This window comes from Sphingobium boeckii (assembly GCF_014199215.1).
GTDB classification, from domain to species: domain Bacteria; phylum Pseudomonadota; class Alphaproteobacteria; order Sphingomonadales; family Sphingomonadaceae; genus Sphingobium_A; species Sphingobium_A boeckii.
Map to the genome: position 1 here is coordinate 85,855 of NZ_JACIJC010000003.1, position 14,635 is coordinate 100,489.

The 14,635-nt window shown below is 66.3% G+C and carries 12 protein-coding genes and 1 tRNA gene; 6 read left to right on the plus strand and 7 right to left on the minus strand.

From position 1 onward, the window contains the following. Positions 1-27: 27 nt before the first annotated feature. Positions 28-525, minus strand: coding sequence for a DUF2793 domain-containing protein (locus FHS49_RS09045; protein ID WP_246350535.1), 498 nt, complete (start codon positions 523-525; stop codon positions 28-30). A gap of 10 nt (positions 526-535) precedes the next feature. Continuing rightward, positions 536-2,380 (minus strand): phage tail protein, encoded by a 1,845-nt coding sequence (locus tag FHS49_RS09050; RefSeq protein ID WP_184017641.1) that lies wholly within the window; start codon positions 2,378-2,380, stop codon positions 536-538. Between the two features lie 265 nt (positions 2,381-2,645). On the opposite strand from FHS49_RS09050, the gene FHS49_RS09055 reads away from it, so the two are divergent. Beyond that, on the plus strand, positions 2,646-3,437 hold the full coding sequence (locus FHS49_RS09055; protein ID WP_184017643.1) for a hypothetical protein: 792 nt from the start codon (positions 2,646-2,648) through the stop codon (positions 3,435-3,437). A 61-nt stretch (positions 3,438-3,498) separates the two neighbouring features. On the opposite strand, the gene FHS49_RS09060 is transcribed toward FHS49_RS09055, so the two are convergent. Together FHS49_RS09060 and FHS49_RS09065 are read right to left on the minus strand one after the other, a co-directional pair. Further along, positions 3,499-4,413, minus strand: coding sequence for a caspase family protein (locus FHS49_RS09060; RefSeq protein WP_184017645.1), 915 nt, complete (start codon positions 4,411-4,413; stop codon positions 3,499-3,501). After that, on the minus strand, positions 4,410-5,072 hold the full coding sequence (locus FHS49_RS09065) for a glutathione S-transferase family protein (protein WP_343052942.1): 663 nt from the start codon (positions 5,070-5,072) through the stop codon (positions 4,410-4,412). Before FHS49_RS09065 ends, FHS49_RS09060 begins: the two co-directional genes overlap by 4 nt. 189 nt (positions 5,073-5,261) lie before the next feature. Between FHS49_RS09065 and FHS49_RS09070 the strand changes: the two genes are divergently transcribed. From FHS49_RS09070 to FHS49_RS09080, 3 genes are read left to right on the plus strand one after another with little or no spacing between them, the layout of a single operon-like run. Continuing rightward, the gene (locus FHS49_RS09070; protein ID WP_221240455.1) at positions 5,262-6,137 is read left to right on the plus strand and encodes an ATP-grasp domain-containing protein; all 876 of its coding nucleotides are present in this window, start codon (positions 5,262-5,264) and stop codon (positions 6,135-6,137) included. A gap of 13 nt (positions 6,138-6,150) precedes the next feature. Beyond that, positions 6,151-9,270 carry a DUF2339 domain-containing protein gene (locus FHS49_RS09075; protein WP_184017647.1) on the plus strand — a complete coding sequence of 1,040 codons (3,120 nt, stop codon included), beginning with the start codon at positions 6,151-6,153 and terminating at the stop codon, positions 9,268-9,270. Next, a complete protein-coding gene (locus FHS49_RS09080) occupies positions 9,271-10,467 on the plus strand; it encodes an alpha/beta hydrolase (protein ID WP_184017648.1) in 1,197 nt (398 codons plus the stop codon). Between the two features lie 25 nt (positions 10,468-10,492). On the opposite strand, the gene FHS49_RS09085 is transcribed toward FHS49_RS09080, so the two are convergent. After that, positions 10,493-10,960, minus strand: a complete 468-nt coding sequence (locus FHS49_RS09085; protein WP_184017650.1) for a DUF6456 domain-containing protein — start codon at positions 10,958-10,960, stop codon at positions 10,493-10,495. Positions 10,961-11,058: 98 nt separating this feature from the next. Between FHS49_RS09085 and FHS49_RS09090 the strand changes: the two genes are divergently transcribed. Then, positions 11,059-11,637 carry a helix-turn-helix domain-containing protein gene (locus FHS49_RS09090; RefSeq protein ID WP_184017653.1) on the plus strand — a complete coding sequence of 193 codons (579 nt, stop codon included), beginning with the start codon at positions 11,059-11,061 and terminating at the stop codon, positions 11,635-11,637. A gap of 117 nt (positions 11,638-11,754) precedes the next feature. Here FHS49_RS09090 and FHS49_RS09095 read toward each other — a convergent pair whose 3' ends face one another. Then, on the minus strand, positions 11,755-12,834 hold the full coding sequence (locus tag FHS49_RS09095) for a class I SAM-dependent methyltransferase (RefSeq protein WP_184017654.1): 1,080 nt from the start codon (positions 12,832-12,834) through the stop codon (positions 11,755-11,757). Positions 12,835-13,110: 276 nt separating this feature from the next. Between FHS49_RS09095 and FHS49_RS09100 the strand changes: the two genes are divergently transcribed. Next, a complete protein-coding gene (locus FHS49_RS09100; RefSeq protein WP_184017655.1) occupies positions 13,111-14,484 on the plus strand; it encodes a bifunctional AfsR/SARP family transcriptional regulator/alpha/beta hydrolase in 1,374 nt (457 codons plus the stop codon). A gap of 12 nt (positions 14,485-14,496) precedes the next feature. On the opposite strand, the gene FHS49_RS09105 is transcribed toward FHS49_RS09100, so the two are convergent. Then, positions 14,497-14,572 (minus strand) — tRNA-Val (locus tag FHS49_RS09105). Positions 14,573-14,635: the final 63 nt, after the last annotated feature.

The window sequence follows — 14,635 nt, forward strand, 5'->3', positions numbered from 1 at the left end:
AAGGAGATAGTTCCCAAAAAATGGTTGTCAGGTCGAAATTAATCCGTGCGTGCGCATCGCCACCAGCAGAGCGGCGATCGCCGCACGCGCTTCTGAATCGATCGTAACCCCGCCCGATGGCGCGGAAATCGGCGCTTCCTGCGCCCCCACCACCTGAATTCCATCGATCCTGACCACGGCCCCGTCGATCATGCCCGCTTCCCAGCCGCCATCGCGAAAGCGCGCCCACCGCCCATCGCCCGCGATAAAGAAATGCGCTCCCTCCACCGGCTCGACAAAGCGCCATCCGCCCTCGCTCCAGCCGGCAATGGCATGAGCGTGTCCAATCCACACACCCGTTGGCACATCGCCCACGATCCAGTTCCGCCCCGGCTCGGGCGCAGCCGGCGGATCATTCTCGCCCAGCGATTGCGCGCACGGCTGGATCAGCATCTCCGCCAGCGCGAGCGCCTCATTGTGGACGATCTCCTTTTGCGCCTGCCCGGCGGCCAGCATCGGAAGGCGCAATCTCGGCGTTACAGCCATGCTCATCTCCTCAGATCAGTGAAAATGTCGCGTTCGCAGGCAGGGACACGGCCAGCGCGCCCGTCTGCGTGATGGATAGCGCAATCGAATCCCCGGTGCCGCCATCCTCCGCGATCATCGCCGCATCATAGTGAAAGCCCGGCGCACCGGTTTCGGCGATTCGGATTGTGCCATGGCCGGTCACGATCCGAAGCGCATAGGCCTCCCGCTCCTCGCCGATCGGGGCATCGACCCCGTCCACCCAGCGCCAGCCCTGCCGGCTGCGCCGCGTCCACCCCAAAGCAAAGCCGCCGTCTGGATGCGGCGCAATCGTCACGCCCACGGGTGATGGCGGTCGCACCGATGCGCCGATCCCCGTCGTCATGGCGATGACGGGCGCGCCGTCGCCGAGCCCCGTCGCCATCAGCCGCGCGACGCCGCCCAGGCTGGACGGCGGGAAATCGATCGGCACCAGCGCGTCTGCCTCGATCAGCACGAAGCGCTCGCCCGACATATGACTGCTCATCGCAGTTTCCGTCCCGCGCCGTCCGCGCAGCAGCCGCGACAGCCGATAACGCGCCTCGCCCAGCGGCTCCGCCCGGCCGAACTGGATCAGCTCGTCCCCCAGCAGCGCCAGATTGGCTCCGGCGATCAGCCGCGCGTCATCGGCCTCCGCCAGCGTCATGCCGTCATGCGCCAGCGCAATGTCCACCGCGCCGATATCATCGAAAAGATGGGGAGAGCCATGCTGCAGCGCGCCCATCGCCGTGCCGATCACCGCCGCCGGCGCGCTATTGCCGATCGCGCTCCAGCTCGCCCCCTCGTCCAGGCTCAGCGCCATGGCCGCGCGCCGCCAGCCGGCGCTTGCGCCCGCCGCCGCCGCATAAAGCCGCGGCGCCGTCGCAGGGGGCTCGCCCGGATCAGGCAGATCGAGCAGATGCAGGATCGTCGGCCCATGCGGCGCATCGAGCGAACCCACCCCGCGGCCCGGCTCGGCCTCAGGCATCGCGCCGTCGCTCCCGCCACGCACGCGGACCAGCGAGAGTTTCACCGCCATGCCCTCCAGCGCCCATTCGGCAATCCGCCACAGACCGGCCTCGCCCTCCAGCGTGATCACCGCGCCCGGCCGCATCGTCATCCAGCGCCAGGACAACCCGATCCGCCGCCGCTCGCGCGCCGCCCAATCCCGCGCCAGTTTCGCCTCGGCCATCGCCTTGGCCTGCCCCGGTCGGATCGCCACGGGCAATTCGACTCGTTCGGTCTTGCGCCCGGCCCCGCCCCGCGTCGCGCGTTGCAGCCCGGCCTGATAGTCACGCGCCGGTTCATAATAAGCCAGCGCCAGCGCGTCGGGGATCGTCAGCGCGGCCCCCCGCTCGCTCTCTGCGTCCGGCAGCCAGTCGCCGCGTGGAACGCTTGCCTCCGCCGCGCCACGATTGGTCAGCATCAACGCAAGCCCGTCATCGGCCAGGGAAAGACCCGCCGCGTCCGCCAGCGCCTCGATCGCCCCGCGCACGCTGTCGCCCGACGCCGCATAACCGCCCAGCGCCAGCGTGCCGCCGGACACGGTACCATCGCTCAGCGCTGAAGCGATCGCACTCAATGTCACCGCCCCGTCATCCGCCTCGATCTCGAACGTCAGCGAGGGGATCCTGTTGCCATAATCGGCAAGCTGGAAATCTTCGAACACCGCATACCCCTCGCGCACCGCCTCGGCCCAGCGCGCGCGAAACGCCGCGCATTTCAAGCGCCGCCGATAGGCCGAGCCAGAACTCATCTCCGCGCCCCGCAGCGCCGCGCTCACGTTGCAGGTCTCCGCCAGCAGCGCAAAGAACAGATCCTCTTTCGCCCTGGTCCATCCATCCCCGCGCTTGCCCATCCCGCATACTCCACACAGCATAAGGGCCGGAAAGCGGCATCACCGCTCCGGCCCTTATCCCGTCATCGATGAGAGCCCGAAGCCCCCGACTCGCAATTCTTCAGCGTCCAAATCTTTGCCATATGAGCGTCACGATGTCAATATAAATCTCCTATTTGGTTATAGAATACCATTTCCATCACCCGACAATTGATATTGTGCAAGCTCGACGCTGATGCCATGCTTGCGCGGAGACGGCGATCACGCCGTTGGGTGGGGGGCTGCCATGATGGGATATCGCTTCATTCTGGCTGGCGTGCTGGCGCTGAACGCCGTCGCGCCCGCCATCGCGCAGGATGAAGCCGAGGAGGTGCCGCCAAAATGGAGCGTCACAGTCACGCCCCGCGTCCAGAATGTCTTCTTTCTGCCCGATGCCGATGCGGATGGTCTCGAAACGCTGATCAGCGCGGGCGCTTCGGTCAGCCTGCGCAATCCCGATGGCCGCTTCGGCGTCACCGCCACCTATCTTTATGGCAAGGGCAATGGCACCTATGTCTTTGATGACAGCGCCCGCCGCGCGCGTTACGCTTATCGCGGCAACCGTCGCGAACTGGCATTGCTCGCCGAATATACCCCATCCGAAACCAACGTCACCATCATCGGCGGCTATCATCGTTTTTCCGCCAAGGCGCGCGAAACGCTGATCGATGGCGGCGCGGATGTCGAGGATAATGATTATGATTTCTCGATTGACGCTGCGGAGATCGGCCTGCGCCTCGCCAGCCGCCTGGGCGCACAAAGCCGCCACGCGGTCTCCGCGCAATTCAGCTTCGGCCTAGGTCTCGGCCACTATAAGGAAGACGAGACCGCCACATTCGCCGGCGTCACGCGCGTCTCGCAGCGTGACACACAGGGGATCGGCTATATCGGAGACATCGCGCTCGGCTATAATTATTTCCTTACCGACCGCCTCACCATCGGCACCCGCGGCCGCGGCTATGTCTTCTATGTCCAGACCAAGGGTGCCTACCCCATCTTCGCCATCGCCCCGGAACTGAACATGTCGATGCGGTTCTAGGACAGAACGAGCGCCTCCACCTTCTAAGCCCTTTCCCGCTTTCCGCGGGAGAGGGCTGAAATCACCCCGGCACCTGAAACGGCACCTTCGCCGGGTTCCTGTTGAGCGGTGGCCCCGCCAGGAAGATCGGGCGGCCGATCGAGCCTTGCGCCCAGGGCGATTGCGCGCCGCCGGTTGCGGTCACAACGTCACCGGTCGCCAGCGAGATCACATCGTCCAGGCTCCGCCGCTCCCCCAGCCGTCGCGCGATGGCGAAGGCGAACGGGCTGTTGCGGTCGCCCAATTCGGCCGCGTCCGCCGCCACATTCTGGGGGTCGGTGGCGAACACGATCTTGATCCCTGTGCCGCGCAATTCGAACGATCCGATCCGCCGCGCCGGCGCGCCCCCCGCGATCGCCTTCAGCTCGAACCCCAGTTCATCACGCCCGTCCCCCTTCGGCATTAGCAGCAATTCCGCTTCGGTCGCGCTCACCACGCTCAGCCCGCGCCCCTCGCGCGCGGGGATCGCGCCGTCCAGCGCGGTGCGGCAGGCGTCGAGCAGCAATACGATCGTATCCGTCGCGCCGCGCAGGGTCTCGATCAGCGATTGCATGGAGATGAAGGTCCGCCCGTTCTCCATCAGCAGATAGTTGACGCCGCGGATCTGAACGCCATGCCCGGCATAATAAAGGAACGCCAGATCGCCGGGCTTCACCCGCTCCATGAACGCCTGCAGCCGCTGGGTGAACACCGTCTCGTCGGGATCGCGCAGATGATCCACCGTCCCGAATTGCAGCGCCCCCAGCCGCGCCGCGATCAGCGCGCCGTCATTATGCGTATTGGCCAAGGGACGGACCGTCCCGGCATAGCCCAGCGACAGGATGAACCCATGCGCCGACGCCGCATCCACAGGAACCGGCACCGCCGCGCCAGCACGCCCGGCAAACAGCGCCGCCGAAATCGCGCTCCCCGCCAGAATATCCCGTCTCGAGATCACCGCGCCAGAAACGCCCGCTCCCCCGCCACGATATGGGCGAAGCTCGGCCGGGCGAGGATGGCGTCGACATAGGCCGCGGTGCGTGGATAGGTGGCGGGGTCCACGGTGACGTTGATATGCCCCAGATTGGCAAACGGGCTGGCCACCGCCAGATCGGCCAGGGTCAGCCGGTCCTCCACCAGAAATCCGGAGTCCGGGATCACGCTTTCCAGATAGTCCAGGATTGGCGGCAATTCGTCGCGCTCCGCCAGATCCGCCTCTTCCAGATTGCCCGGTATTTTCAGGAAGCGCGGCGAGACCAGCCGGTTGAAGAACATCTTGCGCCCCGTTCCCATCAAAATGGTGTCGCCGAATTCCTCATACCAGATCGTCCGCGCATGGGCTGCCGGGCTTTTCGGGATCAGATTGGGTTCGGGATATTTGGCCTCCAGATAGGCGATGATCGCGGTGGAATCGCAGATGGTGAAATCCCCGCCATCCTCGCCACCGCCCACGTCGCGGAAACCCGGCATCTTGCGAAACGGGCTGGCCTCCACGAAGTCCGCGTCGCCCACGCCCATGCCCGCCATGCGCAGATCGAATTCCAGCCCCTTTTCAGCGCCATAGGCCAAGACCTTGCGCACATAAGGCGATATCGAATTGCCATAGAGTATCATCATCACGCAGCCCCTCATGTCCTATTCTGCCACAGCCTAGCGCCGCTCTTTCCTCCCGTCATCCCCGTGAACGCGGGGATCCCGCTTCTTCTTCGGATGCTTCACATAAAAGCGGGATCCCCGCGTTCGCGAGGATGACAGAAGAGTGGCGAGCCCTTGCCACCCCGCCCATCCAGCCCCTATTCCCGCGCGATGCCCAAGATCGCCATTCTCGTCCCCGATCCCGACCATACCGCTTATGCGCCGATGCTGCCGATCCAGCGCGGAATCCTCACCGCCGCTCTGGCGCTGGACGGGATCGTGCCGGATTTCGTGCCATGGACATCCGGGGCGGATCTCGCGCGTTACGATCTCGTCCTGCCCTTGCTCGTCTGGGGCTATCATGACGCGCCCGCGCTGTGGCGTGCAAAGCTGGATGATTGGGAAGCCGCCAATATTCGCATGGCCAATCCCCCCGCCATGCTGCGCTGGAATGGCGAAAAGACCTATCTGCTCGATTTCGCGGATCGCGGCGCGCCCGTCGTGCCCTCGGTTTTTGCAGAAGCCGCAACACCGGCGTTGCTGGATGAGGCCCGCGCGGTTTTCGGCGATATCGCGCTCATCGCCAAGCCAACCATCTCGGCGGGCGCGCATGGCGTGATTCCGGTCCAACCGGGCAATCCCTTGCCAGAAAGCGCGCTCGGCGGCCCCACGCTGATCCAGCCCATGCTCCCCGCCATCTCAAGCGAGGGCGAATATTCGCTTTTCTATTTCGGCGGCGCGTTCAGCCATGCCGTGCTCAAAGTGCCGCAGTCCGGTGATTTTCGCGTCCAGATCCAATATGGCGGCCGCAATGTCGCCACAGAAGCGCCGCCCGCCGCGCTGGCCGCTGCGCAGTCCGTGCTCGCGCTGATCGGCGCGCCGCCGCTCTATGCCCGGGTCGATCTGGTGGCCGATGGCGCGGGCGGCTATCTCCTGATGGAGCTTGAACTGATCGAGCCGCAGCTCTTTTTCGAACTGGCGCCCGATCGCGGTCTGGCCTTCGCCCGCGCGGTCAGGCGCGCCGCCGCGCCCAACGCCGCCCGCTAGCCAAGGGGCGACATTGTCGCGCGGCCATGTCATGGTCGCCCGGCCCGCCAACCAGACGGACCCGCGCATGTTCCTCCTGACGATCGCCGTCATCGCCCTTTTCGTCATGCTGTTGCGCCTCGCCGCGCGGGTAACCCTGCTTGAACGGCAATTGGCCGCGCGCGATGATGCCGATGTCGCCGTATTGCCCATTCCCGAATCGCCAGCCGTAACGATCGCCGATTCAGCGCTCCCCGTCGTCACGCCCGCGCGTATCGTCCGCCGCGCGGCGCATATCGCCGCACCTTCGGTGGAGACGATCACCGCGCCGCCGCCTGAACCCGTATCTGAAATCCCGCTCCCCGCAGAAGAGCCCGCCCCGATCAGGCCGGCCAGATCCCAATCCGGCGGCCTCGAAAATCTCATCGGCGGCAAGCTCCCGATCTGGATCGGCGGCGTCGCGCTGATCCTCTCGGCCTTCTTCCTCGTGCGCTTCTCCATCGAAAGTGGCCTGCTCGGCCCCGGCGTCCGCTCCATCATCGGCGCATTGTTCGGCCTTGCCTTGCTTGCCGGCAGCGAAGTCACGCGCCGCCTGAACGCCACGCGGGACGATCCCCGCGTCGCCCAGGCATTGGCCGGCGCAGGCATCGCCAGCCTTTATGGCACGCTCTATATGGCGGCCGAGCTTTACGGCCTCGTCGGCGCGGGATCAGCCTTTGTCGCGATGATCGCGATCACGCTCGCCGCACTCGGCCTCTCGCTCCGCCATGGCCCGCCCACCGCGATCATGGGGCTGCTCGGCGGCTTCCTCGCGCCCTTCGTCACCGGGATCGATCCACACAGCATCGCGCCCCTGCTCGTCTATCTCGCCTTGTTCACCGCGGGGCTGTTCGCGCTCGCCATCCATCGCGGCTGGATGTGGCTCGCGCTCGCGGCCACCGGCGGCGGCCTGGCCTGGCCCTTGGTGCTGATGGCCCTGGCGGCCCCCGAAGAGCTGCAATGGCTTGGCCTGTTCGTCATCGTGCTGGCCTTCGCCGCCACGCTGGCGCTGCCCAAGGCGGGCACGCAGCGCACCCCCGTCCGGCTCGCGCCGCTCGTCGTCGGGCTGATCCAGCTCGTCCTGCTCGCGCCCCAGCTTCAGTTCAGCCCGCTCGCCTGGGGGCTTTACGGCCTGCTCGCCGCCGCGGCCCTGTTCCTGGCCTGGCGCGATCCCAGACTAACCCCCGGCGCGGGTGCCGCGCTTTGCCTGATGCTGGTGCTGCTCGTCATCGCTTTCCTAAACGCCGACCCGGCCAACGCCCCGCTGGCCGCACTCGGCTTCACCCTGCTGTTCGGCGTGGCCGGCCATACGCTCGCGCGCCGCCGGCCCGATCAGCGCCAATGGACCGCCATCGCGCTAGGTGCGACCGCCACGCCGCTCATCCTGACCTATGCGCTCGGGACGGACCTGCCCGGCGATGGGGTGCGCTTCATTCTGGCCGCACTGGCAGCGGCGGCGTGCGCGTCGCTGAGCTGGCGCTATCGCGATATGGCGGATGTCGGAGAGCTAGAAGAAGTGCCCACCCCCAGCCCCTCCCGCAAGAGCGGGAAGGGGGGAGAAGCGCTCGATCAAACTCCCCTCCCGGCCTCCCGGGAGGGGCTGGGGGTGGGCACTTCAACATTTCCCATCAACCTCACAGCCATTCTCGGCCTCGCCACCAGCGCGGCCACCGCCGCTTTGCTCGCGATCATCGCGATCGCGCAGGTCGCCGCGCCGGACTGGTTCGCCGCCGTCCTGCTCGCCTCCGCCGCCGCGCTCGCCGCCTGGTCGCGCACCACCGGAGACCGCTGGACCGCGCGCGCCGCGCTCATCCCCACGCCCCTTGCGGTGCTTGGCTATTACGGCCTGCGCGCCACCGCTTATGCCGAGTCCGTCTTCGGCGGCGGCGCAATCCCTGCGATCAAGATCGTCCTGCAATTCGGGCTGCTCCCGGCAATATTCCTCGGGCTCGCCGCATGGTGCCTGCGCGGCCGCCATGCGCAGCCCTTCATTCACTGGGCCGCCTGGCTGCTCGCGATCAGCGTGCCGCTCGCGATCATCCCCGCGCCCTGGCACGCGATCGCGCTCGCGCTGATCGCCACTGCCTGCGCCGCGCCCGCCGCACCCCGCCTGCTCCCGAAGAATGGCGCGCTCGCCTCGATCATCGCCGCCTTTATCGCCATGCTGCCCGCGCTCGCCCCCATGGCCGCTCTTCTGCTGCGCTCGCTCATCGGGGAGACGGTCCCCTATCCGTTCATCCCACCGATCTTCACGCTGCTGCGCGAGGCCGGTGCCCCGGCTGCGATCCTGGCTGGTCTCTTCTGGATGCGCCCGGCGCTGATCGATCCCCGCGCCCGCCCGCCGATCCTGCTGGCCACCGGCGTCGCGCTCACCGCCATGCTCTATGCGCTCGCCAAGCAGCCGCTCGCCATCGCCACCAACGCGCAATTCCTCAGCCTGGGCCTGCTCGAACGCGCGCTGATCACCCAGGCGCTGTTCGCCGCAGGCTGGGCCGCGCTCGCCCGGATCCCCCGATTGAAACCGGCAGGCTATGTGCTGATCGGCCTCGCCCTCTTCCGCTTCCTCTGGTTCGATCTGCTGTTCCTGTCGCCGCTTCTGATCGCGCAGCAGGTGGGCAGCCTCCCGATCCTCAACCTCGCCGTGATCCACACCGGTCTCGCCGCGCTCTGGCTGCGCCTGTCGGTGCCGCACATCGCGCGCGCCCAGATCGCAAAGCTCGCCCATGGCGCGGCGCTCCTGCTCGTGATCCTCGCCACCCTCGGCGCGGTCCGCCAATTGACCCACGGCACGCTGATCAACGGTTTCACGATCCACACCGGAGAAAATTATCTCTATTCCGCCATCCTGCTCGGCCTCGCCCTGCTCTGGCTGGCACGCGGCCTGATGACCGGCACGCGGGGCATCCGCCTGGCCGGCCTCGGCTTGCTCACCGCGGTCACATTGAAGGTGTTTCTCGTCGACGCCGCCGCGCTGGAGGGCATTTTGCGCATCCTCTCCTTCCTTGGTCTTGGCCTCGCGCTGATCGCAATCGGCTGGGCCTATGGCAAGTTCATGAAGCCCGCCGAAGCCGCGGCCGAAACCGAAGCCAAAATCGACATGGGAGCCAACCCCTAGATGCACTGGGTCCGCTTGGGGTTTGCAGCATTGCTCCTGCTGACGGGCGGCTGCGCCTATCGGCATAATTTCCCCTATACGCACAGCTTCACCGCCAGCCCGGTGGCCGAGGTGCGCCGCGTGTTCACCGATAGCAACGGCACCTTCTATCCCAGCCGCTGGGATCGCGCCTTCACCCCGCCGCACAAGAAATGGCACGCCGGATCGCTGCTCGCCGAAAGTCTCGATCCGGCAAAGCCGAAGCCCGCGCTCTACGCCCTGATCAAATCCGATGAAGCGCGTCAGCTCGACGAACTCGAACGCTTCATGGCCGGGCGCAAGCGCCTCTTCATTCTGGTCCATGGCATCAACAATGACGAGGAGGAGGCGCGCGACGCCTATCGCGTGATCCGCCAGACGATCGCGCCGCGGGCCGGGGACGGGATCGTGGAATTCTATTGGGATGGTCTGGTCACCAATCCGCCCAAGACCAGCATGAGCATCGCCCCGGCACGCTTCTGGTTCGATGCCGCCGCCTATAGCAAGGTCGCGGGCGCGCGCGGTCTCCGTCGCATCCTCGCCCGCGTGAAGGATAAGGACGTGCACCTCATCTCGCACAGCCGCGGTGCCGCAGTCGTCCTCGCCGCGCTCGCTGATCTGCCCCAGGATGCGGGTTTCATGCGAGGCATAGAGGCGCTGGATTTCGATCCCGATGATGGCGTGGCGGGCAATCCCGGCTTCCTCAACCCCCCGCCCTTGCCCGATCATCGCAATCGCTACCGGCTGATCTTCATGGCCGGCGCGATCGGCTGCGTGGATTTCCGAATGCCCGGCTATGCCGATCTCCCCGATGACGGTCTCGCCCCGCAAGAGTGCAAGAATCTCCGCCCCGTGCCGCCAGGCCTTGTCGAGATCCGCTACACCCTCAATCCCGGTGATCCGGTGCTGGGCAAATATTTCCTGCCCTCCAAGGCGCTCAACCCCACCGATTTCGGTTTCAGACCCGCATTGGGCCTGGCGCTCGCCCAGCGCTGGCCGCTCTTTCCTTATTGCCTGCGCAAAGAGCATCCCCACCCCTTCGCGCGCTACGTCGCCGATCCCGAACTGGCCGAAATGCTGCAGGCCGCGGGTGTGAAGACGCGAACGCCCCGCGCACCCACGCCGCCCCGGTCGTGTGAGGAGCCACCCGCCCAGGATAAATCGGCCAAATCCCAATAGCCCTCAGCCCAAACGGTGCCTGGGATCACCCCAGCCCATAATGATCCGCCAGCCGGTCCAGCGCCAAACCGAGCACCAATTTCCCCGCGCGCACCGGCCATCCCAGCGCCTTTTCCGCATGGGCCAGCCCCTCACCCGCGCACACCACCCGCCACAGCACATCGTTCAGCCCCGGCCCCGCCGCACCCGCCGCCGCGTCGAACCGCCGCTTCGCCGCAATCTGCGCCAGCGTGGGATCGATCGCATCGGGCGCACCGCGCCGGCCCTTCGCCACGGGTGCCGCATTCCAGCCCATCGTCACCCGCGGGCCGAGCGACGCCATCTCGTAATCCGCGCGCAGTCGCTCCCCCGCTTCATATTGCCGCGCCGAAACCATCCCCCGCGCGCGCAGCCATGACAAGGGCGATTCAGCCATGTTGACCGTCACGCTGCGGCCGCGCCGCCGCGGCACGATCACGCCATCTTCAAAGCCGCATTCGATCAATTCCTGCATAGCAACCTCCGCGTCCGAATCGCCCCCTCTTGCCACGAAGGCAATATTGTAGGAAAGAAACAAACCGTATCGGTTACACGAACGCTTTGGGGGCAAAGATGATCACCGCAATCCGCGAGGTGCGCCGCGCGAAGAAGCTTACGCTGGCCGATGTCGCCGCACTCTGCCGACCACCGACCACCGCGCAGACCATCGGACGGCTCGAAACCGGCACGCGCACCGTGTCGGTCGGCTGGCTCAATCGCATCGCCGATGCGCTGGGCGTCACCGCCGCCGATCTGGTGAAATTGCCGGATCGCGCCGATCTTCCGGTGGCCGCGATCCTCGGGGCGGAAGGCCCGCACGCGCCGCGCCATGAACAGGTCGTCACCCCGCCGCTCGCCGCGCCCGATCTGGTCGCGATCCTCGTCGAGACCGGCACGGGCGATTACCGCGCCGGAGACGAAATCTGGTGCCGCAAGCTCGCGCCCGGAGCCTTTGGCCTCGCGCTCAATCGCGACGTGCTCATCCCCCGCCCCGCCGGCCGTTTCGTCTTCGGCCGCCTCATCGGCCGTGAAGCGCCGGCGTCCGAAGGCGGCAAGCTCCATCTCCTCCCGCTCGAATCCGGCGCGCGCCAGCATGTCATCGCCGATCCCCCCTGGATCGCCATGGCCGTGCGGCTCGTGCGGGGGCTTTGAGTCGCAAAGCAACCGTCACCCTGAACTTGTTTCAGGGTCCATTCCAAAGTCACGAACATGGGCCGGACGGACCAATGGATGCTGAAACAAGTTCAGCATGACGATGAGTGACGTACATTACCGACACACATAATAGAGATTCTGGATATCGTGCGGCAGCCGGTGCGTCGTCACATCGGCAAAGCCAGCGCCCTTGAGCATCGCCAGCGCGAGTTGCTCGCCCCAGGCCGCGCCCAGACCCTGCCCGCCCTGCGCCAGCGATACGGTCATGCAGTGCATACAGGAAATCGTATAGGTGAAGGGTGCCAGCAGATTGTCCATATTGTCCGCCACATCGCTCGCGGCGTCGATATCCTGCATCAGATAGACGCCGCCGGGCTTCAGCAGCCGCCGGATATGCGCCAGCACCGCGGCCGGCTCGGCCTGATCATGCACCGCGTCGAAGGTGAAGATCAGATCGAACTGCGCGTCGCCCGCCAGCCCCGTGGCGTCCACTGCCGCGAAGCGCACATTCTCCAGCCCCTGTTCGCGCGCATCGAGCTGCGCCAGCAGGATGGTCTCCTCGCACAGGTCGAATCCGGTGAAATGGCTGTTGGGAAAGCGCGCGGCCAGATGGTTCATCGCCTTGCCGATCCCGCAGCCGATATCCGCCACGGCGATCCCCGCCTCAAGCCGCGCAATCAGCCCCGGTGCCAGCGGCAGGATCGCATCGTCCAGCGCCACCACCACGGTCTGTTCGCTCTCCTCGGCCATGCACTCGTGAAACCGTTCAAATTCCGCATAGGAAACCCCACCGCCCTTGTGGAAGCATTCCACGATCCGGCTTTCCACTCCGCCGAGCACTGCGAGAAACTGGAACATGCTGGACATCGAACCCTTGGCCGCCCCGCGCCCCAAAAACGGTCTGTGCGCCTCGGGCAGCGTATAGAGTCTGGCATCCCGGTCGAACGATACGATGCCCGCCGTGGTCATCGCGCCCAGCCATTCGCGCACATAGCGTTCATTCAGCCCGGCGCGATGCGCCAGTTGCTCGCTCGTCATGCCGCGCCCGTCGCGCATTGCCTCGAACAGCCCGGTGCGATGCCCCACGGAAAGCATCAGCCCCGTCGCGCCATGATTGATCATCTCGATCAGCTTTCCTGTGAACGCCGTTTCGGCCGGAGTCAGGGCGTCCGCCTGCGGCGCATCGATCGTCATGCTATTGCACATCTCTGAAATCCTCTTCTTGTTTGAAAACCCGTTCCGCCCGCTCAGATCAGCACGATCTGCGGGATCAATATCCACACGCTCATCAGCACCGCCCAACTGGCCAGCACCTCGCTCCGGCTGCTCAAATGTTTCAACATCGCTCCGCTCCTGTGTTTGCTGGAGGCCGTCCTGATCCCGGCGCGTTGGGCGCAGCGTTTGAACCAGCGTTGAAATTTGTTACGCAGGCGTTGAAACCATGCCGATCACGCAAGGGAGCAGGCCGCCATGGAGCGCGTCGGTGACACGATAGAGGTGGAGGTGTTCGGCGAACTGGCGCTGGTCCGCGCCGGCGCGCCGCTCGCGCTGCCTGCCTCGCGCAAGACCCGCGCTTTGTTCGTCTATCTCCTGCTGCATGGCAAAGCCGTGCGCCGCGATCGGCTGTGCGAATTATTCTTCGATCTGCCCGATGATCCGCGCGCGGCGCTGCGCTGGTCGCTTACCAAGATCCGCACGATGCTCGGCCCCGATTCAGCATTGCTGGTGGCGGACCGCGAACGCGTCGCGCTCCACGCCGCGGGTTTCACAATCGCGCGGCTCGACGCTGCGCGCGCGCTGGAAGCCCCGCTGCCCGGCCTCGATCTCTCGGGTCTCGATGATTATGCGCTGTGGCTGCGGGCCGAGCGCATGGCGCTCGATCACCGTCGCGCCGCATGGCTGGCCACCGCCGCGGTGGATCCGGCGCAGCCTGAGGCGGTCCGCCTGCGCCTGTCCGCCGCGCGCGACGGCCTGGTCGACGCGACCGATCCCGCCCCCTCTCCGCCGCCAAAGCATCAGGACGTGCATTATTGCCGCGCGCCCGATGGCGTGCGCATCGCTTATTCCGTCACGGGCGCAGGGCCGATGCTGGTCAAGACCGCCAACTGGCTCAATCATCTCGAGCTGGATTGGGGCAGCCCGCTGTGGGGCCGCATGGTGGAGGGGCTATCCGAGCATTTCCGGCTGGTCCGCTATGACGAGCGCGGCAATGGCCTTTCGGATTGGGAGATCGGACCGCTCACCTTCGAATCGCTGGTCACCGATCTGGAAACGGTGGTCGACGCGCTCGGGCTCGAGCGCTTCCCGCTGTTCGGCCTGTCTCAGGGATGTGCGGTCTCGATCGAATATGCCGCGCGCCATCCCCACCGCGTCTCCCATCTCATCCTCCTGGGCGGCTACAGCACCGGCTGGCGGCACCGCCTGGACGCGGGCGACGCCGCCGAGCGCGAGGCGATCATCACGCTGGTCAAACATGGCTGGGGCAAGGATTCCCCCGCCTATCGCCAGATCTTCTCGCAGAGCTTCACCCCCTCCGCCACGCCCGCGGAGTTGGACTGGTTCAACGATTTCCAGCGCCGCACGGTCTCCCCCGCCAACGCGGCGGCCTTCCTCGATCTGTTCGGTGATATCGACGTGCGCCACCGGCTGACCGCGCTCGATGTGCCCACTCTGGTGCTGCACGCGCGCGGCGATCAGCGCATCGGGATCGATCAGGCAATGGAACTCGCCGCGTCGATCCGCGGCGCATCGCTCGTCACGCTGGATACGGACAATCATATCCTGCGTTCACATGAGCCCGCGATGGAATTGGTGATCGAACGGATCCGGGCCTTTCTGGCCTGAGCCGAAGGCCGATGGTGGGCGCTGACGGGCTCGAACCGCCGACCCTCTCGGTGTAAACGAGATGCTCTACCAACTGAGCTAAGCGCCCGCGCTCGCGCGGAAGCAGGCCCATGCCAAATTCCGGGAGGCGGGGCAAGGGGATGTGCGCTCC